The organism is Mucilaginibacter gilvus (assembly GCF_004054195.1).
In the GTDB taxonomy this organism is placed as follows: Bacteria; Bacteroidota; Bacteroidia; order Sphingobacteriales; family Sphingobacteriaceae; genus Mucilaginibacter; species Mucilaginibacter gilvus.
On record NZ_SBIW01000027.1, the window covers coordinates 1 to 20,750 of the forward strand.

Genomic DNA, 20,750 nt, shown 5'->3' on the forward strand with positions numbered 1-20,750 from the left:
TAATGAGTTTTGCTATCCTTGCTGCTACCGCCAGCGATGCCGACTTCTGGTCCGCATATACGCTCACCGGCAGCTTCTCGTAACGGGTCTCTTCCAGTAAATTTAATCTTGCCATAAAAATTGTTTAGGGTTGTATTGGTGTACAATGGGTTAAAACAAATATATAGGATATTTAGATACAGGGCATTTTAATTTACATTTGCTATACTGCCTAAAACAGGTAAATTACACACATGCCAGCATTAAACCAAAACCTGCAGAAACTATTTGCCGCCGCCCAAAAAGAGGAAAGGTTGGGTATCGGACTCATGTCGGGCACCTCGCTGGATGGTTTGGATATTGCCCTGTGCCGTTTTAGTGGCAGCGGATTGCAAACCAAATTTAAGCTCATCAACTTCGTTACCATACCTTATGAAGAATCTTTTAAAAAAGAAGTGCAGCAGGTGTTCGCCAAAAAGCAGGTGAGTTTGGAGCAGGTAACTTTGCTAAACGCCTATATAGGTACGTTCCATGCCGAACTGATACTACAGGCACTCGCCGAATGGCAAGTTAATCCGTCAGATGTTGATTTCATCGCCAGCCACGGGCAAACTATTTATCATGCGCCAAAACGCTTGCATCAGCAAGAGAACTACGGCAATGCCACACTTCAAATAGGCGATGCCGACCATATCGCCGTAAAAACCGGCATCTTAACCATCAGCGATTTTCGGCAGAAACATATTGCGGCCGGTGGTGAAGGGGCTCCCCTGGCTTTATATGGCGATGTGCTTTTAGGCAGCAAACCCGGCGAGAACCGCGTACTGCTCAATATTGGCGGCATTGCCAACCTTACGTATTTACCAGCCGATGCGGATTACAGCAAAGTAATGTGTACTGATATTGGCCCCGGCAATACCTTGATCGATGCCGCCTGCCGCGCTTATTTTGATAAACCTTTTGATGAAGATTCGGCGATAGCCTACTCGGGTACCGTAGATGAAACCCTGCTGGATGCCCTGCTGCACCACCCCTTTTTTAACGAAAACCTACCAAAAACCACCGGCCCGGAATTGTTTAACCTTGATTTTGTTGCCGATGCCCAGCAAGCCACCCGCACACTCAACATAGCTAAAGCAGATCTGGTAGCTACGCTCAGCGCCTTTACCGCACGCAGCATCGCAAGGTTCATAGGTGCCAATTTTCCCGTAGCAGATTTAAAGCTATTCACCAGCGGAGGCGGGGCGCGAAATCCTTTTGTCATTGATCATATTCGCAAGGCGCTACCCAATGCCACTATTGCCGATACTGGCGAACTGGGTATTAACCCGGATGCCAAAGAGGCTATATTGTTTGCCCTTTTAGGCAACGAAGCCCTCTGTGGCGAGCCGATTGCGATCGGCAGCAACCCGGCGGTATTGATGGGGAAATTTAGTTTTTCGGGGTAAGGTTCGGTGGTGAATAACTGCATTATGGATGCAGTGGAAACCCCGGAATGGAGCCCCCGCTTCTATCAGCGGGGCGGAATGAGGAGTTGTAACGGAAAGCCCGGGCCGAAGGCAATGCCATAAATTATCATCGTACTGGTTTTGGGCGAGATCGGTGATAAAGCAATCGGAAAAGGAAAAATTATTTTTCGCGCCTTTGCGTAAAATTAAATACTCAACATCCCAACATCTCTACACCTCTCTGCTAAACCTCCGTTTACTCTGCGGTTAAAAACCCACCTCCAATTCCCCCCAAAAACATTTATATTCGAACCAAATTTTACCGCAATGACTTTATATAAATTCTTCCTCCTGCTGCACTCCGGGTTCAGACACATCGCAATGGTGTTGATCCTGATGGCTATCCTTCAATCGCTGGTCGGTTGGTTTGGCAAAAAGGCCTACACCGAAGGCAACCGCAAAATCAATTTGTTTGCCTTGATATCGGCACATACGCAGCTTTTGATAGGCCTGGTATTGTATTTTATCAGTCCGTTTGTCGTGTTTGCAAAAGGTACTATGCACGATGCACAAGCCCGTTACTGGACGGTAGAGCACATCAGCATGATGATCTTCGCGATCGTATTGATCACCATCGGGCACTCCAAATCCAAGAAAGAAACCCTGCCTGAAAGCAAGCACCGCACCATCGCTATTTTTTATACACTCGCTCTAATAGTGGTAGTTGTGGCGATTATGCAGAGCAAACGCGCTTTTTTTGGCATGAGTAATTAAAAAAAAGCAGAAAAAGTTTGCAATCTCAATTTTCTTTATAAATTTGCTCCCCGATCATGAAAAAAACTTTGAACAATATCTATTGGTGGCACCAAACTAAAATTTGGCAGCCGGATAGTTTTTGACATGCATTACTAATCAAATATAAACCTATATTGAAACCCGGCGACCCCAATTCGTCGGGTTTTTTCTTTTTACAAACTATTGAAAATGACAACTTTTAAAATAAATACTACACATAAAAAGCTGCTTGCAGATACCACCACGCCGGTTAGCATTTACCTGCGGCTACGGGATGTTTTCCCCAATTCGCTGCTGCTGGAAAGCTCGGATTACCACAGCCGCGAAAACAGCATGAGCTATATCTGCTGTATGCCCATCAGCGGTTTTGTGCTGGATAATGATGAGCTGAAAAAAAGCTTCCCGGATGGCAGTACAGAAGTGAGCGCACCCGGCACCTTTGAACTAACGGACGAGATCAACAGCTTTTTAAGCCGTTTTGAAACCGACGCGCAAACCACTAAAATAATTTCTAACGGCTTGTTCGGTTACTTTACCCACGAGGCGGTGGAGCATTTTGAAACTATTAAACTAAAGGAAACAGCCGATAACCCCCGCAAGATCCCGGTGATGCAGTACCACATCTACGGCTACATCATAGCGGTAGATCACTTTAAGAACGAACTTTACATTTTCCACAACCAGGTAGAAGGCCAGCCCGAAACAAACGGTTTGGAAAAACTGGAATACCTCATCAAAAATAAAAACTTCCCCGAGTACACTTTTGAGAGCAAGGAAGCGGAGCAATCCAACCTCACCAACGAGGAGTTTATAGCGATAGTGGAGAAAATGAAAACGCACATTTACCGAGGGGATGTGTTCCAGATAGTACCGTCGCGGGCGTTCTCGCGTAAGTTTTTGGGCGACGAATTTAACGTGTACCGCGCGCTGCGTTCTATCAACCCATCGCCGTACTTATTCTATTTCGATTTTGGCGATTTCCGCATCTTCGGGTCATCACCCGAGGCGCAGATCACCATTAAAAATAATGTAGCAAGCATTTTCCCGATAGCCGGAACCTTTAAACGCAGCGGCGACGACGAGAAAGATGCCGAGTTAGCCCGCCAATTGGAGGCGGACCCCAAGGAATCTGCTGAGCACGTAATGCTGGTTGATTTGGCCCGCAACGACCTGAGCCGCCATTGCGACCAGGTAAGCGTAAAGGCTTTTAAAGAAGTGCAATATTACTCGCACCTCATCCACCTGGTATCGCATGTAAGCGGCAGGCTAAAACCGGACGTAAGTTCCTTTAAAATTGTAGCGGACACCTTCCCGGCAGGTACGCTAAGCGGCGCGCCGAAATATCGCGCCATGGAGATCATTGATGCGAACGAAAAAAGCAAACGCAGTTTTTACAGCGGCGCGATAGGTTATTTTGGCTTTAATGGCGATTTTAACCACGCCATCATGATCCGATCATTTTTGAGCAAGAACAATACGCTGCATTACCAGGCAGGCGCTGGCATTGTAGCAGGCTCGGTTGCCGAAAGTGAGTTGAAAGAAGTAGATAATAAAATAGCCGCGCTAAGAAAAGCGGTAGAGTTGGCGACGGAACTATAGCCCCCTAACCCCCTGAAGGGGGAACAGGAGTTTATTAAATTATTAAGACTATCCCGATAAGGGATTTACGATATAAAATGACAAATAGCAATTCAAAAAGCTCCCCCTTCAGGGGGCTGGGGGGCAAAATCCTCATCATAGACAATTACGATTCGTTCACCTATAACCTGGTGCATTTGGTTAATGAAATTGGTCTGGAATGTGATGTTTGGAGGAACGACCAGTTTAAGATAGAAGACGTGGACGCCTACAGCCACATCATCCTTTCGCCGGGGCCGGGCATACCGTCCGAAGCAGGCTTGCTGCTGCCGGTAATTGAAAAGTACGCGCCAACAAAAAGTATTTTTGGTGTGTGCCTTGGTCAGCAGGCCATTGCCGAGGTTTTTGGCGGCAAGTTATACAACCTGCCACAGCCCATGCACGGCATAGCAACGCCCATAAAAGTAACCGACGAAAGCGAGCCGCTTTTTAAAGGCCTGCCCCAAAGCTTTAAGGTGGGCCGTTACCATAGCTGGGTGGTAGAAAAGGACCTGCCTGAGGTACTGACGGTTACCGCTATAGACGAAGCGGACGATTCCGTAATGGCTTTAAGGCATAAAGATTACGATGTGCGCGGCGTACAGTTCCACCCCGAATCGGTGCTGACCGAGTACGGCAAGGAAATGATGGAGAACTGGTTGAAAGGATAAAGATTTATTAAACTAAATTTGTCATCCTGAGCGATAGCGAAGGATCTATTCGCGAACATGCCACGAATAGGACAATTAAATTCCCCCTTCAGGGGGTTAGGGGCACATGAACATACTCGATAAAATAGTCGCACATAAAAAAAGGGAAGTAGACCGCGATAAGCGCGAGACCACTTACATTGAACTGGAGGAATCTGAATATTTCCACCGGGAAACCTACTCGTTCCGTGATTTTTTATTGGCGCCTGAGCGCACCGGCATCATCGCGGAGTTTAAGCGCAAATCGCCATCAAAGGGGATCATTAACGATGAAGCACTGGTAAAAGAGGTAACCAAACAGTACGCTGACGCAGGTGCTTCGGCACTATCAGTACTCACCGACCGCAACTTTTTCGGCGGACGTAAAATGGACCTGAAACGTGCCCGCCGTGCCAACACTATCCCCGTGCTTCGTAAAGATTTTATGATAGACGAGTACCAGGTAGTGGAAGCAAAAGCGCTGGGTGCCGATATTATTTTGCTGATAGCAGCCATCCTTACCCCGGCAGAGATTAAAAATCTTGCCGCCCTTGCTAAAAGCCTGGAGCTAAACGTGCTTTTAGAGGTGCATAACCTGGAAGAGCTGGAACGCAGCATAGATACCAATCTGGATGCCATTGGCGTAAACAACCGCAACCTGGCTGATTTTACCGTTTCGGTACAAAACTCTTACGATTTGGTGGATCATATCCCCAACGAGTTTTTGAAGATCTCCGAAAGCGCCATTAGTGATACCCAAACCATCAAGGACTTGAAGAAAGTTGGTTTCCAGGGCTTCCTTATCGGCGAAAACTTTATGAAACAGGCAGACCCGGGCAAGGCGATGGAAGAGTTTGTGAAGGGGTTGTAGGTGCCTAAGTGTTTATCGGCCAAATTGTAACGATATGTCTGATTTTTTCTTCAACACAAAAACCCTATCTTTGTCCTACTACTATTAAAAAATGTAATTCTCAAACACTCCAACCTATTCACCGTTTTATTCGGTGTATTCCTTTTGCCGGCAGCTATAAGCCGGTCCAAAATTGTTTTACGAATACGCCATACGCATAAATGCGTAAATCCGTGTATCTTTATAATTGATTTATGAAACAGAAATTTTATGATACTGCTGTGAAGCAGGAAAAAGTTGTGCTGGTGGGTGTAATAACACCTAACGAGACCGAAGCACGAGAAAAAGAATACTTAGAAGAATTGGAGTTTTTGGTTGCCACTGCCGGCGGCCTCACCGTGAAGACTTTTACCCAAAAATTACAGCGCCCGGAACGTTCTACTTTTGTAGGCACCGGTAAGTTAGAAGAAATAAAAGAATACGTTGTTGCCGAAGAGATAGACATTGTTGTTTTTGACGATGAGCTTACCCCCTCTCAAATGCGCAACATCGAGCGCGAACTGCAGGTGAAGATATTGGACAGGAGTAACCTTATCCTTGATATTTTTGCAAGTCGTGCGCAAACGGCGCAGGCCAAAACGCAGGTGGAACTTGCCCAATTGCAATATCTACTGCCGAGATTGACCCGCTTGTGGACGCACTTGGAGCGCCAAAAAGGTGGTATTGGTATGCGCGGCCCGGGTGAAAGCCAGATAGAGACCGACAGGCGTTTGATCCTGAACAAGATCTCCCTGTTAAAAGAGCGCCTTAAACTGATCGACCGGCAGAACGAGACCCAGCGCAAAAATCGCCAGCAACTGATACGCGTGGCTTTGGTAGGTTATACCAACGTGGGGAAGTCTACCATCATGAATATGCTGGCAAAATCTGACGTGTTTGCAGAGAATAAACTGTTTGCAACACTGGATACCACCGTGCGCAAGGTGGTAATAGAGAATGTGCCGTTCCTGTTATCAGATACGGTTGGGTTCATCCGCAAATTGCCTCACCATTTGGTGGAGTGCTTTAAATCTACACTGGATGAAGTGCGCGAGGCCGATATTTTGATCCATGTGGTGGATGTATCGCACCCTACTTTTGAAGACCAGATCCGCACGGTTAACGAAACCTTAAAAGATTTGAAAGTGGTTGATAAAAAAACCATCACGGTATTCAACAAGATAGATGCCTTTAATCCCGCCGATCATAACATCGATATAAAGGACACACCACTAACCATGGATGATTTTAATCACAGCTGGATGGCAAAAAATAACGCCCCGGCGATATTCATCTCTGCCACCGAAAAAGAAAACGTGGAAGAGTTTAAAACGATGTTGTACGATGCTGTTAAGAAGATCCATACCGAGCGGTACCCGTACGATAATTTACTGTATTAAAGCACGGCACGGGCTGTAAGAAATATCGAACATCGAATGCTGAACGCCGAATGTCGAAGTAAAAAAAACTTTGATATTCGGCGTTTATATTTTGCTCCTCGTTCAGGGGGCTGGGGGCCTCTGCTCTTCCCAAATACTGCACAAATGCAATATCGTTTCCACCGCTTTTTGCATATCCTGTACACTTACCCACTCTTGTTTCCCATGAAACGCGTGCTCTCCTGCAAAAATGTTGGGCGTAGGCAAACCCATAAAAGATAACCGCGAGCCATCGGTACCGCCGCGGATGCTGCAAAGCTTGGGTTCCATACCGGCACGGCGGATGGCTTCCATTCCGTAATCAACAATTTGGGGGTGCTGTGCCAGCACATTCTTCATGTTGCGGTACTGGGGTTTTACGTCAAGCGTATAAGTGCTGTTCGGGAAGTTTTTCAATACCTCTTCGGTAATTTTCCGTATCGCGTCTGCGTGGTTTACCAGCAATCCTTCCTCAAAGTCCCGGATGATAAAATCAATGGTAGCGGTTTCTACATGGCCTGCCATGTCTACGGGGTGTACAAAGCCTTGCATGCCTTCGGTTCCTTCCGGCGATAATTCATAAGGGAGGGCGGCAGTGATCAGTCCCGCTATTTTGATGGCGCTCTCCATTTTGCCTTTGGCAAATCCCGGGTGCGAGCTAACCCCGTTAATGGTGAGCCTTGCGCCATCTGCCGAAAATGTTTCATTCTCCATGTTCCCGGCGCTTTCGCCATCCATGGTGTAGCAGGCAAAGGCGCCTATCTTGGCTATATCGGCCTTATCTACCCCGCGTCCTATCTCTTCATCTGGCGTAAACAATATTTTGATGTCGCCATGTTTTATTTCCGGGTGATTGATAAGCTGGTCGCAGGCATCCATAATTTCGGCAACACCGGCTTTATTATCGGCACCCAAAAGGGTTGTGCCTGATGCCGTGATGATATCGTTACCCAACTGGTTCTTCAGGTCGGGGTGTTCGGCCATGCGTAATACCTGGGTATTATCACCGGGCAAAACTATATCTGCGCCCGTATAATTTAAATGCACAAGCGGTTTAACGTCCTTACCGCTGCAATCGGGCGCGGTATCCATGTGCGAGCAAAAGCATATCACGGGCACATCAGCCTTGTCTGTATTGGCTGGTATGGTGGCGTACACGTAACCAAATTCGTCCAGGTGGGCATCGGCAAGGCCTATAGCTAATAGTTCTTTTACTAATAAACGGCCCAGGTCTTTTTGCCTTTCGGTTGAGGGGCAGGTTGGCGATGCCGGGTCCGATTGTGTATCGATGGTTACGTAGCGCAGAAATCTTTCGGTAACGGAGAAACTTAGCGGTGTGTTAAAATCCATATAAAGCCTATATTAGTGAAAATTTTTGTGAACCGTGCCGGTACAAAATTGTAAATAATCTTAATTAATTATTTTGAAAAAATACATACTATTAGTAGCAGTTACGTTTGCTTCCTTTGCGGCCAAAGCCCAGGGCGGCTACAATTACAATTCTTTTGGTTTTGGCGTTGGGGCCAGCTATATCCATCCGCTTGCCGATCTGAAAAAAGGGTATAGCGACTTTGGCTACAACGCCAATTTTACGTATTACTATAACCCTTATGTGCCAATTGTTCTCGAATTTCAGATGGGTAAATTAAGGGGTGGGGGTAATTCCGTTGCCGAAGATAAGGACACACGCAGGTTCGAGAATAATTACAAAGCGCTTATTTTGCACGTAGATTACCAGTTAGGGGATGCCATTGATTATTACCGCAGCGGGTTTTTAAATCTCCTGAAGAATTTTTATCTGGGCATTGGTGTAGGGGCGATGTTCAATAATGTGAATGCCAACAGGTTTAGCCTGATAGACCCCAGCTACCAATTCCCCGGAAAGGAGAAAACGGTAAACCTTATTGTACCCTTACGTTTTGGTTATGAGTTTAAGATATTCGATTACTACGGCGTGCCTAAATTTGGTATCGATATTGGCTACCAGCATAATGTAACCTTTGGCGAAGGCCTGGATGGCTATGAGGACCCTACCTCTAAGTTTAAAAATAACTCGCCCGACCAGTACCGCCAGATAACCATCGGGTTTAAATATAACTTCGGTACGGAACATTCTTACGATAAATCTATAAAGGGGAATTGATTTGAATATTGAAGAACTACGCGATTATTGCCTGGCTTTGCCGGCTGTTGAAGAGGGTTTTCCCTTTGGCGAAGACACACTGGTTTTTAAAGTCGCCGGAAAAATGTTTCTACTGGCCGGTTTGGAAGACGGACACCATTTTAACGCCAAGTGCGACCCGGAACGTGCCATAGAGCTAAGAGAGCGTTACACCGAAGTGAAACCCGGCTACCACATGAACAAGGCCCATTGGAACACGGTTTACATGAGCGGTACACTCACCCGCAAGCAACTTTGCCAAATGATCGATGATTCTTACCAATTGGTTTTTAAAAGTCTCCCAAAAAAGTTACAGGCAGAAATAGCCGCCTCCAAATAATTAGTTGAACGCCTGGTTTATATTTGCTGTACCGATATGAAAAGATCCCTGTTCCTGCTGCTGGCCCTGTTCTGCTTTATACCGGCACGTGCCCAGCTTACCCCATTCGAACTAAGCAAAAATAAAAACTACTCTGCAACCCATGCCGAGGTAATTGCCTATTACCAAACACTGGCGAAACAATACCCGCAGATGCGCACCATCAATTACGGGATGACGGATGTGGGCAAGCCTTTAACGCTGGTGGTTTTATCGAAAGGCAAAGTATTCGATCCGGTGCTCATCAAAAAACAGAACAAACGTGTGCTGCTCATCAACAATGGCATCCATCCCGGCGAGCCGGAAGGTATTGATGCCAGCATGATGCTTACACGCGACCTGCTAAAAAACAAAAAGCTGCCCAATGATGTGGTGATTTGCATCATAGCGGTGTATAATATTGATGGTAACATGAACCGGGGGCACTCGCGTGCTAACCAGAACGGGCCAGATGCCTATGGTTTCCGTGGCAACTACCGCAACCTGGATCTGAACCGCGATTTTATCAAAGCCGATAGCCGCAACGCCTTGGCTTTCGAGCAGATATTGAACACCTGGCAGCCAGAAGTATTGCTGGATAACCACGTAAGCGATGGTGCCGATTACCAGTACGTAATGACGCTGATAGAAACCCAAAAAGACAAACAAAACCCGCTGCTGGCCGATTATACCGCTAAGGTAATGACCGCCGACTTGTACAAGGGCATGAAGAAAAGCGGTTTTGAGATGATCCCTTACGGCGCGGGCGAAAGCGGCCTGCCCGATAGCGGCATCGTGAGCTTTATGGAAACGCCAAGATTCTCTACCGGCTTTGCCGCCCAGCATAATATGATCAGCTATATGACGGAGACGCACATGCTGAAACCTTTCGATAAGCGCCTGTACGCAACTTATAGCTTTATGGAGCACCTGATAGCCATTTGCCAGCGCGACGCCAAGGTAATTGGCGATCTGCGTAAAAAGGTAGATGCCGAAGTAAGCAGGCAAAAAACATTCGGGCTTGCCTGGAATTTGGACGAGACGAAGATAGACACCATCACCTTTAAGGGCTACGAAGCCGGTTACAAAACCAGCGAAGTAAGCGGGCTGAAACGATTGTTTTACGACCGTGATAAACCCTACACCAAAACCGTTAGATTCTTCAATACCTATAAAGCTTCGGCTACAGCCGATAAGCCCATTGCCTACGTTATTCCGCAGGCATGGGGCAGGGTTATCGATCTGTTTAAGCTGAACCGGGTTGCCATGCGTCAATTAGCGCATGACACCACGCTAAACCTGCAGATGTATTACATAGCCGATTATAAAACCGGCACGCGCCCTTATGAAGGGCACTACATCCACACCGGTGTAAAGCTAAGCCCCGTGGAGAGCAAAATTAAATTTTATGCCGGCGATTACGTGGTGTATGTAAACCAGCCTATTAACCGTTACATTGTAGAAACGCTGGAGCCACAGGGCGTGGACTCGTTCTTCGCCTGGAACTTCTTTGATTCGGTATTGGGGCAAAAGGAATATTTTTCCGACTATGTGTTTGAGGATATTGCCGCCGACCTGCTAAAAAAAGACCCGGAGCTGCGCAAAAAGCTGGATGACGAAAAAACAAAAGACCCTAAAATGGCAAACAGCGCCGCGGCCCAATTGAATTTTGTTTACCGCAATTCGCCCTATTTTGAAAAAACATACCTGCGCTACCCGGTAGGCAGGCTGCTAACTGATACCAAACTCGACCTTAAATGATAGAATACCTAACGCTGGCCCCCGTGGCTTCCTTTATATTTGTACTAACGCTGGGCACTTCGCTTTTGGCGTTCTCCAACCCAAATATCTATGCCAAATTTATCCTGAACCCGTACGAGGTTTCGCGCGGGCACCGGGTGTACACCATCATCACCAGCGGATTGATCCATGCCGATTGGAACCACCTGTTCTTTAACATGTTGTCGTACTATTTTTTCGCCTTTCAGTTAGAAGCGGTGCTGGGTCACTGGCAGTTTGGGGTATTGTACCTGGCAACCATGATACTGGCCGATCTGCCCTCCATCCAAAAACACAAGAACGATTCCTGGTATAATACTTTAGGGGCATCGGGCGCAATAAGCGCGGTAATATTTAGCGCCATATTGTTTAATCCAACGGGGCAAATGGGGCTGTTGTTTCTGCCGTTCCGCATCCCGGCATGGATCTTTGGCATCCTTTACCTCGTATACTGCCACTTTGCATCAAAACACGCGAGGGACAATATCAACCACGATGCCCACTTATTTGGGGCTTTAAGCGGGATTCTGATAACCATTATATTGCATCACGGTATAATTAACGAATTTATAGCGAAGTTTTAACGCGGTAGTTCTATGGATGCGGCAGTTATCGGGCTGCCATCAGGGTTAAATAAAAAGCTCATGGGCTGGTTTGGATTTTTAATGATCTCCAGCAGCAGAAAGCCCCAGTTTTTCCAGAAATTTTCCAGCACCTGGCCGTAGGTTTTGTTCATCCATTCATCAAACAAAGGCTTGCTGTTAAAACCGCGCAGGGGCATGGCTTCTATAAAAATATCCTCGCCCAGGGGCATCACTTCATACTCGGGCAGGCGGTTAAACAGGTAGTTGGAGTAAAATACCCGTCCCGAAAACTCCTCGAACTGGATGGGGTGCAGGGTTTCATCTTTTATCTTATCAAATAATTCGCGGTGGTAGCTGCCATTGGCGCCATTATCCTGCAGGCACATTACAAGGCCAAAATCTTTTATGCGCAGGGCAAAGGTTTGGGTGTTTATCTCGTCGCGGTAACCAAACTCCTTTTCGTTATTATCCACCTTAAATAAAAACAGGCTGTAGGGTTTAAAATCTTCAAACTGTATGGGCAGGTTAATGCTCTGCAGCATCAAATGTAAATGGCTGAATTTATGGATGATAGATTGCGATATGTTAAACTCCTCGCCCTGCGTATGCTGCATTTTTATGCCGGCCTGCAATTCGTTAAAAATAATACCGTACATCAGCTTAGCCACCCAAAGGAAAAGCCGGTGCTCATCAAGTGCCTTTACGCCTTCGTAACCCTTGGCAAATGCTTCGGCTATCTCAGTTTCCAGCGGCTCTAAATAGGTTTCGTTAATGACTGCCGAGCAAGGGATCTTCAGATCTTTGTACGTGGCGATGCTTTCATCAAGTAGTTTAAACGGCTGGTCCTGCAGGTTGTACAGGCTCATGAGCCAAGCTGGAAAAACCTGGATCTTTTCTTCGGTGCTGCTGAGGGGCTGGCCGGTTAAAAAGCATTTGGTGTTGCTGAAATTAAAGTTGCTGAAAGGGTGATAAATTTGTACCGCCATGGCCGCAAAGATAAGCAGCTTTTAGAAGTATTATTTTAGCTTTGAGTTTTATGTAGTAAAAATGACTTTACCTCTTTTAGGCCTCTCGGATAACGAACTCGAGATATATAAACGCACGCAGTTTAATCTAAATAGTAACGTTTCCACAAAAGGCGGATGGGATGATAACAAACTCATTTTGGATAACTACAAAAGCATCCATCTGGAATATTTGAAAATGTTCCATGAGAGCAGCGACGAAGACATAAAGCTTGAAGCGTTAAAGCGATTGATATTCATAAATTGGGAAGCCATTGTGGAGCCGGATTGGCTCACCGGAATAGACGACCTGGATGAAGCCGCAGTATTTGAATCTTACAGCATCCTGAACGACTATATGGAGCAAGGTAAGTTTGATCTGGAATTTACCTGGATGCTGAGCCACTACGCCGTTTGGGATTATGTTTTTTTACCGTATGTGGAAAACAAACTATTTACCCTTAACCAGTTTGTAAAAACCATAGATATCTCCAGAAAGAAATTCCCCCAAGAGCTCCCCGGCGATGCCTTTGAAAACCGTGGGCAAATGGGTATTTACTGGGAGTTAATAATAAAAACAGAAGAATGAAGCTTACTTACCAGCAATTCGAGTTAACCTTAAAGCATACGTTCACTATTGCCAAGTTTTCGCGCACCAGCACGCCGGTTATGCTGCTACAGGTAGAGCACGAGGGCATTATTGGCTACGGCGAAGCCTCTATGGTGCCGTACATGGGTGAGAGTTACGAAACCGCCAACACCTTTTTAAGTAAGGTAGATGCCGGACAGTTTAGTTACCCCTTTGATTTTGAAGCGATAGTTGGCTACTTAGACAGTATAGCACCCGGTAACCCTGCTGTCAAAGCGGGCATCGATATTGCCCTGCACGATCTGGACGGTAAGCTGCAGGGTAAACCCTGCTGGGAATTGCTCGGTACCAACCCGGCAAAAATGCCCATAACCAGTTTTACCATTGGGATAGACACCAGGGAAGTGATTATTCAAAAGCTAAAAGAAGCCGCTGATTTTAAGATCATCAAGGTAAAGCTTGGCAGGGATACCGATAAAGAGATCATCCAAACCATCCGCTCGGTAACCAACGTGCCGCTTTTTGTAGATGCCAACCAGGGCTGGACTGATCGCAAGCAAAGCCTCGACGTGGTGTACTGGCTAAAAGAGCAGGGCGTGGTTTTAATAGAACAGCCCATGCTGAAAACCGACGTGGACGGCAATGCCTGGCTTACTGAGCATAGTCCGCTGCCGCTGATTGGTGATGAAGCCGTACAGCGCCTGGCCGATGTGGAGAAAGCCAACGGCGTTTACCATGGCATCAACATTAAACTGATGAAATCTGCCGGGATGTACGAGGCCAAACAGATGCTGGATAAGGCCCGCGAACTTGGTTTGAAGGTAATGATAGGCTGCATGACCGAAACCAGTTGCGCTACCCTCGCCGCCGCGTCGCTTGCGCCGCAATGCGACTGGGCCGACCTGGATGGGCCGTTCCTTACCAGCAACAACCCTTATCAATTGCCGGAGTTTACTGATGGCAAATGGGTGCTGAATAACGCGCCGGGATTGGGGATAGCGGGTTAAGCCCCTTTACGGGCAAAAATTGAACTATAAATGGTTAAATATTAACTGTCATTAAAACATTATAAAACTTATTTTCATCCACCAATTTTTAGTTAGCCCATGAAAACAAGTATATTACTGCTGCTGGCCGCAATGCCGTTCTTCGCCGCCGCGCAAACGCAAACCAAAACTTACCACATCAAATCGCCGGATGGCAAAATTGATATGACGGTAAACGCAGGCGCAACCATTAACTGGGCGGTGAAATACCAGCAAACGGACGTCATCATTCCGTCGAATGTGTCGCTGGTGTTAAACAATGGCTCCGTTTTGGGCCTCAACGCCGTTGTAAAAAGCGACAAAACGAGCGATAAGGACGAGTATTTTAATACCCCCATATACAAGAGGGCTAAGGTGCATGATAGCTACAACCAGCTCGCTCTAAAATTCAACGGCGATTATGGTTTGATCTTCCGGGCGTATAACAATGGGGTAGCCTACCGCTTTACAACCGAGTTTAAGGAAGCGATTACCTTAAAAGACGAGGAGGCCAACTTTAATTTTGCTACCGATACCAAAGCCTACCTGCCTTTTGTGAACGATTACCGCGCCAAGGATAAATACAACACCTCCTACGAGGCCCATTACGATACGCTAAAAATATCAACCCTGAAAAAAGATACGCTTGCGTTTTTGCCTGTACTGGTAAACATAAACGACCAGATAAAAGCTGCCATACTGGAGGCCGATATTGAGGATTACCCGGGCATGTACCTCATCAGCGGCAAAGGAAACAGCCTGCGCGGCACTTTTGCGCCTTACCCGCTGGAGCAGGCCGCCGGCGGTTATGCCGACATGAACTACGTGGTAAAACGCCGCGCCGAGTACATGGCCAAAACAACCGGCACCCGCCAATTCCCATGGCGCGCGGTGGTAATCAGTACCGAAGACAAGCAGTTGGCCGATAACGATATGGTGCAAAAACTGGCATCGCCGTCAAGGCTGGCCGACCAAACTTGGATAAAGCCCGGCAAAGTTGCCTGGGATTGGTGGAACGACTGGAACATCACCGGGGTGGATTTTAAGGCGGGGATCAACGTACCTACCTATAAATATTATATCGATTTCGCTTCGGCCAACAAACTGGAGTATATCATTATAGATGAAGGCTGGTCGAAGGATACCGATCTGAACCAGATCTCGCCGGATATCAATATTGAAGAGCTGGTTGCTTATGCCAAAGGAAAAAATGTGGGCGTCATTTTATGGGCAAGCTGGTACGCCACCATGCAGCAAACCGATGCCGTTTTTGATAAATATGAAAAAATGGGGATCAAGGGGTTTAAGATAGATTTTATTGACCGCGACGACCAGTTTGCCGTAAACTCCCTGTACGAAATTGCGCAGAAGGCCGCTAACCATCATTTACTGGTAGATTACCATGGCATGTACAAGCCATCGGGCTTGCAGCGCACTTTCCCCAATATATTAAATTTTGAGGGCGTAAAAGGCTTGGAGAATATGAAATGGGGCGTAAACAACCAACCGGTTTATGATGTGAGCATCCCCTTTATACGGATGCTGGCCGGGCCGATGGATTATACACCCGGCGGTATGCGCAACGCATCTAAAGCCAGTTTCCGCCCTGTTAACGGCAACCCCATGACACAGGGGACCCGCGCCCACCAGCTGGCCATGTTCACTATATTCGAGGCGCCACTGCAAATGATGGCCGATAACCCTACCGCTTACAAAAAAGAACAGGAAAGCACCGATTACATAGCTGCCGTGCCAACCACCTTCGACGAAACCGTTGCACTGGATGGTAAAGTTGGCGATTTTGTAAGCATCGCCCGCCGTAAGGGCAGTACCTGGTACGCCGGCGCCATGACCAATTGGGATGAGCGCGAAATTACCATAGACCTCTCCTTTTTAGGCGAAGGCAACTATAAGGCTATTTTGTTTAGCGATGGTATTAACGCCAACCGCAATGGCGAAGACTACGTGCGGAAGGAGGTAACCCTCACCTCAAAAGATAAATTAATCGTAAAGATGGCATCCGGCGGTGGCTGGGCAGCAAGGTTTGAGAAAGTGAATTAAGACTATATAAGTTTTTCATTTAACTAAGGGGCAGGGTGCGCAAATGCATCCTGCCCTCTTAGTTATGTAGCTTTTCGTCTTCGGGGGGATGCTTGGTTGGTGGAAAGCACAGCAACCAAGCTACGTTCCATCGAAACGTATTGTGATTTGTCGCCTTTGCAAATAATAGGCAATTACTCTTGGAGAAGGGGGAATGAAAAAACGTGGGGTCATCCTGAGCTTGTCGTGGTTCGACAGGCTCACCATAACTCACCACAAAATTTATCACGGGAGCAAAGAAGCACTCTCCCAGTAAATATATCGGCCTGCATTGCAGTTTGTCCTCTGTAGAGATTGCTTTGTTCCTCGTAAGGACGCAGTTGGGGGGGACAAACTCCCTTAAAACAAAAAAGGAGCGCAATTTGCGCCCCTCTTTTATAAACATGTTCGATGTATGGTTATAGCTCTTCGTCGTGCTGGCTCATATCCAGACCAGCGAGTTCGTCGGCTTCAGATACACGCAACTTGCTTATCATATCTGTGATCTTCAACAATAGAAGAGAACCGAAGAAAGCAAATGCCGATACTGATACTAAAGCCACAAGGTGTTTAACAAATAAGGTGGTTTCGCCATAGGCCAATCCTTCGGCACCAAAGCTGTTAACGCTTTTAGTTGCGAAGATACCGGTCATTAGCATACCTACCATACCACCAACACCATGGCAAGGGAAAACATCCAACGTATCGTCGATGTTTGTTTTCGAGCGCCATATAACTACTAAATTACTTACCACAGCTGCAACTATACCTACTATTAATGAGCTTGATACGGTGATATAACCGGCAGCAGGGGTTACAGCAACCAAACCTACTACAGCACCTATACAGGCACCCATTGCAGAAGGTTTTTTACCTCTTAAAATATCAAAAAATATCCATGACATGGCAGCAGCAGCCGAGGCGGTTGTTGTAGTGGCCAATGCGGTAGCCGCAAGCTCACCAGCGCCTAAAGCAGAACCCGCGTTGAAACCAAACCAACCAAACCAAAGCAAACCGGTGCCTAATATTACGTAGCTGATACGGGCAGGTGTGTGTGCCTCTTCTACTTTATTACGTTGTTTTAGGTATAAGGCCGATGCCAAAGCTGCCCAGCCCGCGCTCATGTGTACCACGGTACCACCTGCAAAATCTAACACACCATATTTAAAAAAGAGGCCTTCCGGGTGCCAGGTTGCGTGTGCAAGCGGTATGTAGATAACTACGATGAACAGGGTGATGAAAATTAAATAAGAGTTGAAACGGATACGCTCTGCAAATGCGCCGGTAATTAAAGCGGGTGTAATAACCGCGAATTTTAACTGGAACATAGCAAAAAGGATAACCGGAATTGTACCACCCAGCCAGGCAACGCCAAGGGTGTTTTGCATCATAAAGAATGATTTTGGGTTACCGATGATACCGTAGCCGCCAACGTCGTCGCCAAAGGCCATGCTGAAACCAAATACTACCCAAATGATAGTGATAAGGCCCATGCAAACAAAGCTTTGCAGCATGGTGGAGATAACGTTTTTCTTACGAACCATACCGCCGTAAAAGAAGGCGAGGCCGGGTGTCATTAATAATACAAGCGCGGTAGAGATAAGCAACCAGGCAATATCAGCCCCAACGTATGTGGTTGCTGGCTTAGCGGCCGCTACGTTCCCGGGGAACAAAAAAGCCAGGATAACTACAATTACGAGTATGCCGAATGGTACAATTTTTTTCATTTTGTTGTTGTGATAAGTGATTAAATTAAATAGTCGGGGAGCCCCTGGTGGTTGGGCGTTAAACAAAAGTGGAAACAATAACAGCACGTTATTTCATATGCTTACAAACGAGCCCGCTATGTGAAGAGGCTTTTTGGCAATGTCAGCTCAGAAATACTTGTTTTGTTGCTCCCTTGTTACCCTACCAAAAGGAGTGGTATGGAAATAGCATCAGTTTAGTTAACCGCTGAACGGTTTGGTTATACTGATGGTAATCACTTGTCAGGAAAGAGAATCCTGAAGTTAAAATTGTAGAAGCCTCCTTTTGTATAGACTGGAAGCGGATCCTATGAGTTTGAAAACTGCCAGTACGGTTTTTTAAATAAAAGGCCGCACTAATGTGGCGTTTTTCTTGACTGCGCCTGTAATTTGTAAGGGAAGCAACGGAAGAGTTTTCTTTTTGTTCGAAAAACGGTAAGGATAATAGAAAAAATGCCTCGCAGAGCAAGAATAAAGTTAAAATATATTTATATTTTCTTAGAGGCACAATCTAAAAGTAGAATAATAAAATGAAAATGACAAAAAAAATGACAAAAAATTGTTATTTTCTTACAAACAATAAATTTTAATGTAAATTTATTAAAATAACTACTAAAAAGATATAGCATATTGTTAAAAAGGCACCACGGCTGGTATTTATTGGTGATATTGTTAAAAAATTGTGCTTTGTGGGTGTTTTTTGGCTGGAATTGTTAAAATAGACGCAATTGAGCGGATATTCCCAATGGTTTTATTTCTACAATGTTAAAATTTGATACCGTGATGCCCAGCAGCCTTATCCGGCTGTTTTCTACATCGGTGGTAAGCAGCAGGTTTTTGGCGGTATGTATGATGGTTTGCATATCGTCGAAGCAATCGGGGTGTGATTGGCTTCGCGTTATCTGCCTAAAATCGCTGTATTTTATTTTGAGGGTAAGGGTGCGGCCCTTAAGTTGGTATTTTAGCAAGCGCTCGTTCACCAGTTTGGCTATCTTCTCCAGTTCGGCGTTCATTTCCTCAACCGTGGTGAGGTCATACGCGAAAGTGTCTTCGGCTCCCATGGATTTTGTTTCGCGGTGGGGCTGTACTTCGCGCTCATCGATGCCCCTTACTATATTATAATAGAAGGCTCCGGCTTTGCCAAAGTGCCCGGTGATCTGTTCCAGGCTCAGTTGTTTCAGGTCGGCCCCGGTAAAAAGGCCCAGTTTCTTCATTTTTTGGGCGGTAACCTTACCCACGCCATAAAATTTTTCTACCGGCAGGTTCTCTATAAAATTTTCGATAGATGAGGGGCCTATGAAAGTTAACCCGTCGGGCTTTTGCATGTCCGACGCGATCTTCGCCACGAATTTATTTACCGATACCCCTGCCGAAGCGGTAAGGTTCAGTTCCTCTTTAATAGCCTGTTTTATTTCTTTGGCAATATCAATGGCCGAGCCAATGTTCAGTTTATCCTGCGTAACATCAAGGTAAGCCTCATCTAAGGATAGGGGTTCTATCAGATCGGTATAGCGGCTAAAGATCTCGCGGATATGCTGTGATGCTTCCTTATAAGCGGCAAACCTGGGCCTTACAAATATGGCATGTGGGCAAAGCTGTAATGCCCGTTTAGACGACATAGCCGAATGGATGCCAAACTTGCGCGCCTCGTAACTTGCGGTAGCCACCACACCGCCGCGCCCCTCGGGCAGGCCGCCAACAACCAATGGTTTGCCGCGCAATTCGGGGTTGTCGCGCTGCTCTACCGACGCGTAGAACGCATCCATATCAATATGGATAATTTTTCGCCGTGCCTGTGTTTGCTTTTCTTCCACTGTGATGTGCTAACAAATATTAAGCTATTTATTTAAATTACCTTTGTTAAATAACACGGTTTTTAGAAAAGAAATGTCGTCACACCACATCGTACGCGAAAAGCAGGAACCCGCTTTATTGGCCCTTGGCCTGGATACCTTTGATGCCGAATTTTTGGGCCAGTTGCTGGAATGGAGCCCAACGGTGATCACCACGCCAGCCACTGCCGAGCAGATAAACGCCTATGGGATTAAAATAGACCTTATTATTGCTGATGCCTTGGAACCCGGCATGCAGTCTGACGTGAAGCTGATAGCAGCAGGCAGCGTGAGCCCGGTAGAAGCAGCTTTGAATTATTTGATAGCTGCTGGCTATTCGGCGGTAAACATGGTTACCGATGAGTTGAACCTGGATGAGTTTCTGTTTTATGCCGATAAAATAAACCTCGTGATATTTTGCCGGGATAAAAAGATCTTCCCGGTAACATCGGGCTTTAACAAATGGAAGCCAGCGGGGGAGCGGGTGGAACTACTTTCTGTATCAACAGGTGTAAAAACAGAAGGCTTAACAGCTTTGGGCACCGGCGATTATAAAACCACTGCCGACGGTTTTTACACTTTGCAGTTTGATGAACCTTTTTTGTTTGTGGCGGAGGAGATTTAGTATTTTATGCATTGCCCTGGGGTAGTGCTAAATTGTTCGGAAAAATATAAATAACCGTCATCCTGAACTTGTTTCAGGACCCCACAGGATAGGTAGACCACACGCTAAGCCGCCTTGCAAACCGCCACCTTGCA

The 20,750-nt window shown here is 46.4% G+C and carries 18 protein-coding genes and 1 pseudogene; 14 read left to right on the forward strand and 5 right to left on the reverse strand.

The window, feature by feature from the left end:
- A pseudogene (locus EPL05_RS24410) lies at positions 1–115 on the reverse strand (glucosamine-6-phosphate deaminase); the annotation flags it as partial.
- Positions 116–233: 118 nt separating this feature from the next.
- On the opposite strand from EPL05_RS24410, the gene EPL05_RS22060 reads away from it, so the two are divergent.
- From EPL05_RS22060 to hflX, 6 genes are all read left to right on the forward strand, one after another.
- Positions 234–1,427 (forward strand): anhydro-N-acetylmuramic acid kinase, encoded by a 1,194-nt coding sequence (locus EPL05_RS22060; RefSeq protein WP_128536162.1) that lies wholly within the window; start codon positions 234–236, stop codon positions 1,425–1,427.
- Between the two features lie 327 nt (positions 1,428–1,754).
- Positions 1,755–2,201 (forward strand): cytochrome B, encoded by a 447-nt coding sequence (locus EPL05_RS22065; protein WP_128536163.1) that lies wholly within the window; start codon positions 1,755–1,757, stop codon positions 2,199–2,201.
- A gap of 210 nt (positions 2,202–2,411) precedes the next feature.
- The gene (locus EPL05_RS22070; protein WP_128536164.1) at positions 2,412–3,821 is read left to right on the forward strand and encodes an anthranilate synthase component I family protein; all 1,410 of its coding nucleotides are present in this window, start codon (positions 2,412–2,414) and stop codon (positions 3,819–3,821) included.
- Positions 3,822–3,898: 77 nt separating this feature from the next.
- Positions 3,899–4,510: an anthranilate synthase component II gene (locus tag EPL05_RS22075; RefSeq protein WP_243837356.1), complete on the forward strand. Its 612-nt coding sequence runs from the start codon at positions 3,899–3,901 to the stop codon at positions 4,508–4,510.
- Between the two features lie 106 nt (positions 4,511–4,616).
- Positions 4,617–5,399, forward strand: a complete 783-nt coding sequence (gene trpC, locus EPL05_RS22080) for an indole-3-glycerol phosphate synthase TrpC (protein WP_128536165.1) — start codon at positions 4,617–4,619, stop codon at positions 5,397–5,399.
- A gap of 233 nt (positions 5,400–5,632) precedes the next feature.
- Positions 5,633–6,817 carry a GTPase HflX gene (gene hflX, locus EPL05_RS22085; protein WP_128536166.1) on the forward strand — a complete coding sequence of 395 codons (1,185 nt, stop codon included), beginning with the start codon at positions 5,633–5,635 and terminating at the stop codon, positions 6,815–6,817.
- 102 nt (positions 6,818–6,919) lie between these two features.
- Here the strand turns inward: hflX and pepT are convergent, their stop codons facing one another.
- A complete protein-coding gene (gene pepT, locus EPL05_RS22090) occupies positions 6,920–8,185 on the reverse strand; it encodes a peptidase T (protein ID WP_128536167.1) in 1,266 nt (421 codons plus the stop codon).
- Between the two features lie 73 nt (positions 8,186–8,258).
- On the opposite strand from pepT, the gene EPL05_RS22095 reads away from it, so the two are divergent.
- The 4 genes from EPL05_RS22095 to EPL05_RS22110 are packed head-to-tail and all read left to right on the forward strand — an operon-like array spanning position 8,259 to position 11,717.
- Positions 8,259–8,978, forward strand: coding sequence for a hypothetical protein (locus EPL05_RS22095; RefSeq protein ID WP_128536168.1), 720 nt, complete (start codon positions 8,259–8,261; stop codon positions 8,976–8,978).
- Between the two features lies 1 nt (position 8,979).
- Entirely contained in the window at positions 8,980–9,336 is a 357-nt protein-coding gene (locus EPL05_RS22100) for an MmcQ/YjbR family DNA-binding protein (protein WP_128536169.1), read from the forward strand.
- Between the two features lie 36 nt (positions 9,337–9,372).
- Positions 9,373–11,115, forward strand: a complete 1,743-nt coding sequence (locus EPL05_RS22105; RefSeq protein ID WP_128536170.1) for a M14 family zinc carboxypeptidase — start codon at positions 9,373–9,375, stop codon at positions 11,113–11,115.
- On the forward strand, positions 11,112–11,717 hold the full coding sequence (locus tag EPL05_RS22110) for a rhomboid family intramembrane serine protease (RefSeq protein WP_128536171.1): 606 nt from the start codon (positions 11,112–11,114) through the stop codon (positions 11,715–11,717). The genes EPL05_RS22105 and EPL05_RS22110 overlap by 4 nt, the downstream gene beginning before the upstream one ends.
- Here the strand turns inward: EPL05_RS22110 and EPL05_RS22115 are convergent.
- The gene (locus tag EPL05_RS22115) at positions 11,714–12,703 is read right to left on the reverse strand and encodes a hypothetical protein (RefSeq protein ID WP_128536172.1); all 990 of its coding nucleotides are present in this window, start codon (positions 12,701–12,703) and stop codon (positions 11,714–11,716) included. The genes EPL05_RS22110 and EPL05_RS22115 overlap by 4 nt on opposite strands.
- Before the next feature lie 61 nt (positions 12,704–12,764).
- On the opposite strand from EPL05_RS22115, the gene EPL05_RS22120 reads away from it, so the two are divergent.
- The 3 genes from EPL05_RS22120 (at position 12,765) to EPL05_RS22130 (ending at position 16,396) form a co-directional block, all read left to right on the forward strand.
- Positions 12,765–13,310 carry a hypothetical protein gene (locus EPL05_RS22120; protein WP_128536173.1) on the forward strand — a complete coding sequence of 182 codons (546 nt, stop codon included), beginning with the start codon at positions 12,765–12,767 and terminating at the stop codon, positions 13,308–13,310.
- Positions 13,307–14,317: a dipeptide epimerase gene (locus EPL05_RS22125; RefSeq protein WP_128536174.1), complete on the forward strand. Its 1,011-nt coding sequence runs from the start codon at positions 13,307–13,309 to the stop codon at positions 14,315–14,317. The genes EPL05_RS22120 and EPL05_RS22125 overlap by 4 nt, the downstream gene beginning before the upstream one ends.
- A gap of 99 nt (positions 14,318–14,416) precedes the next feature.
- A complete protein-coding gene (locus EPL05_RS22130; RefSeq protein ID WP_128536175.1) occupies positions 14,417–16,396 on the forward strand; it encodes a glycoside hydrolase family 97 protein in 1,980 nt (659 codons plus the stop codon).
- 437 nt (positions 16,397–16,833) lie between these two features.
- On the opposite strand, the gene amt is transcribed toward EPL05_RS22130, so the two are convergent.
- Entirely contained in the window at positions 16,834–18,141 is a 1,308-nt protein-coding gene (gene amt / locus EPL05_RS22135; RefSeq protein ID WP_128536176.1) for an ammonium transporter, read from the reverse strand.
- A gap of 731 nt (positions 18,142–18,872) precedes the next feature.
- Positions 18,873–19,925 carry a DNA polymerase IV gene (gene dinB, locus EPL05_RS22140; RefSeq protein WP_243837357.1) on the reverse strand — a complete coding sequence of 351 codons (1,053 nt, stop codon included), beginning with the start codon at positions 19,923–19,925 and terminating at the stop codon, positions 18,873–18,875.
- Between the two features lie 121 nt (positions 19,926–20,046).
- On the opposite strand from dinB, the gene EPL05_RS22145 reads away from it, so the two are divergent.
- Entirely contained in the window at positions 20,047–20,616 is a 570-nt protein-coding gene (locus EPL05_RS22145; protein WP_128536178.1) for a thiamine diphosphokinase, read from the forward strand.
- The last annotated feature ends 134 nt before the right edge of the window (positions 20,617–20,750 follow it).

What these genes read in the sequence shown, in the direction of transcription:
- EPL05_RS22145 (WP_128536178.1), top strand. Translation starts at nt 20,047, where the DNA reads ATGTCGTCACACCACATCGTACGCGAAAAGCAGGAACCCGCTTTATTG.
- EPL05_RS22105 (WP_128536170.1), top strand. Translation starts at nt 9,373, where the DNA reads ATGAAAAGATCCCTGTTCCTGCTGCTGGCCCTGTTCTGCTTTATACCG.
- EPL05_RS22130 (WP_128536175.1), top strand. Translation starts at nt 14,417, where the DNA reads ATGAAAACAAGTATATTACTGCTGCTGGCCGCAATGCCGTTCTTCGCC.
- pepT (WP_128536167.1), bottom strand. Translation starts at nt 8,185, where the DNA reads ATGGATTTTAACACACCGCTAAGTTTCTCCGTTACCGAAAGATTTCTG.
- EPL05_RS22110 (WP_128536171.1), top strand. Translation starts at nt 11,112, where the DNA reads ATGATAGAATACCTAACGCTGGCCCCCGTGGCTTCCTTTATATTTGTA.
- EPL05_RS22115 (WP_128536172.1), bottom strand. Translation starts at nt 12,703, where the DNA reads ATGGCGGTACAAATTTATCACCCTTTCAGCAACTTTAATTTCAGCAAC.
- EPL05_RS22125 (WP_128536174.1), top strand. Translation starts at nt 13,307, where the DNA reads ATGAAGCTTACTTACCAGCAATTCGAGTTAACCTTAAAGCATACGTTC.
- hflX (WP_128536166.1), top strand. Translation starts at nt 5,633, where the DNA reads ATGAAACAGAAATTTTATGATACTGCTGTGAAGCAGGAAAAAGTTGTG.
- EPL05_RS22070 (WP_128536164.1), top strand. Translation starts at nt 2,412, where the DNA reads ATGACAACTTTTAAAATAAATACTACACATAAAAAGCTGCTTGCAGAT.
- dinB (WP_243837357.1), bottom strand. Translation starts at nt 19,925, where the DNA reads ATGGATGCGTTCTACGCGTCGGTAGAGCAGCGCGACAACCCCGAATTG.
- EPL05_RS22065 (WP_128536163.1), top strand. Translation starts at nt 1,755, where the DNA reads ATGACTTTATATAAATTCTTCCTCCTGCTGCACTCCGGGTTCAGACAC.
- EPL05_RS22075 (WP_243837356.1), top strand. Translation starts at nt 3,899, where the DNA reads ATGACAAATAGCAATTCAAAAAGCTCCCCCTTCAGGGGGCTGGGGGGC.
- EPL05_RS22060 (WP_128536162.1), top strand. Translation starts at nt 234, where the DNA reads ATGCCAGCATTAAACCAAAACCTGCAGAAACTATTTGCCGCCGCCCAA.
- amt (WP_128536176.1), bottom strand. Translation starts at nt 18,141, where the DNA reads ATGAAAAAAATTGTACCATTCGGCATACTCGTAATTGTAGTTATCCTG.
- EPL05_RS22120 (WP_128536173.1), top strand. Translation starts at nt 12,765, where the DNA reads ATGACTTTACCTCTTTTAGGCCTCTCGGATAACGAACTCGAGATATAT.
- trpC (WP_128536165.1), top strand. Translation starts at nt 4,617, where the DNA reads ATGAACATACTCGATAAAATAGTCGCACATAAAAAAAGGGAAGTAGAC.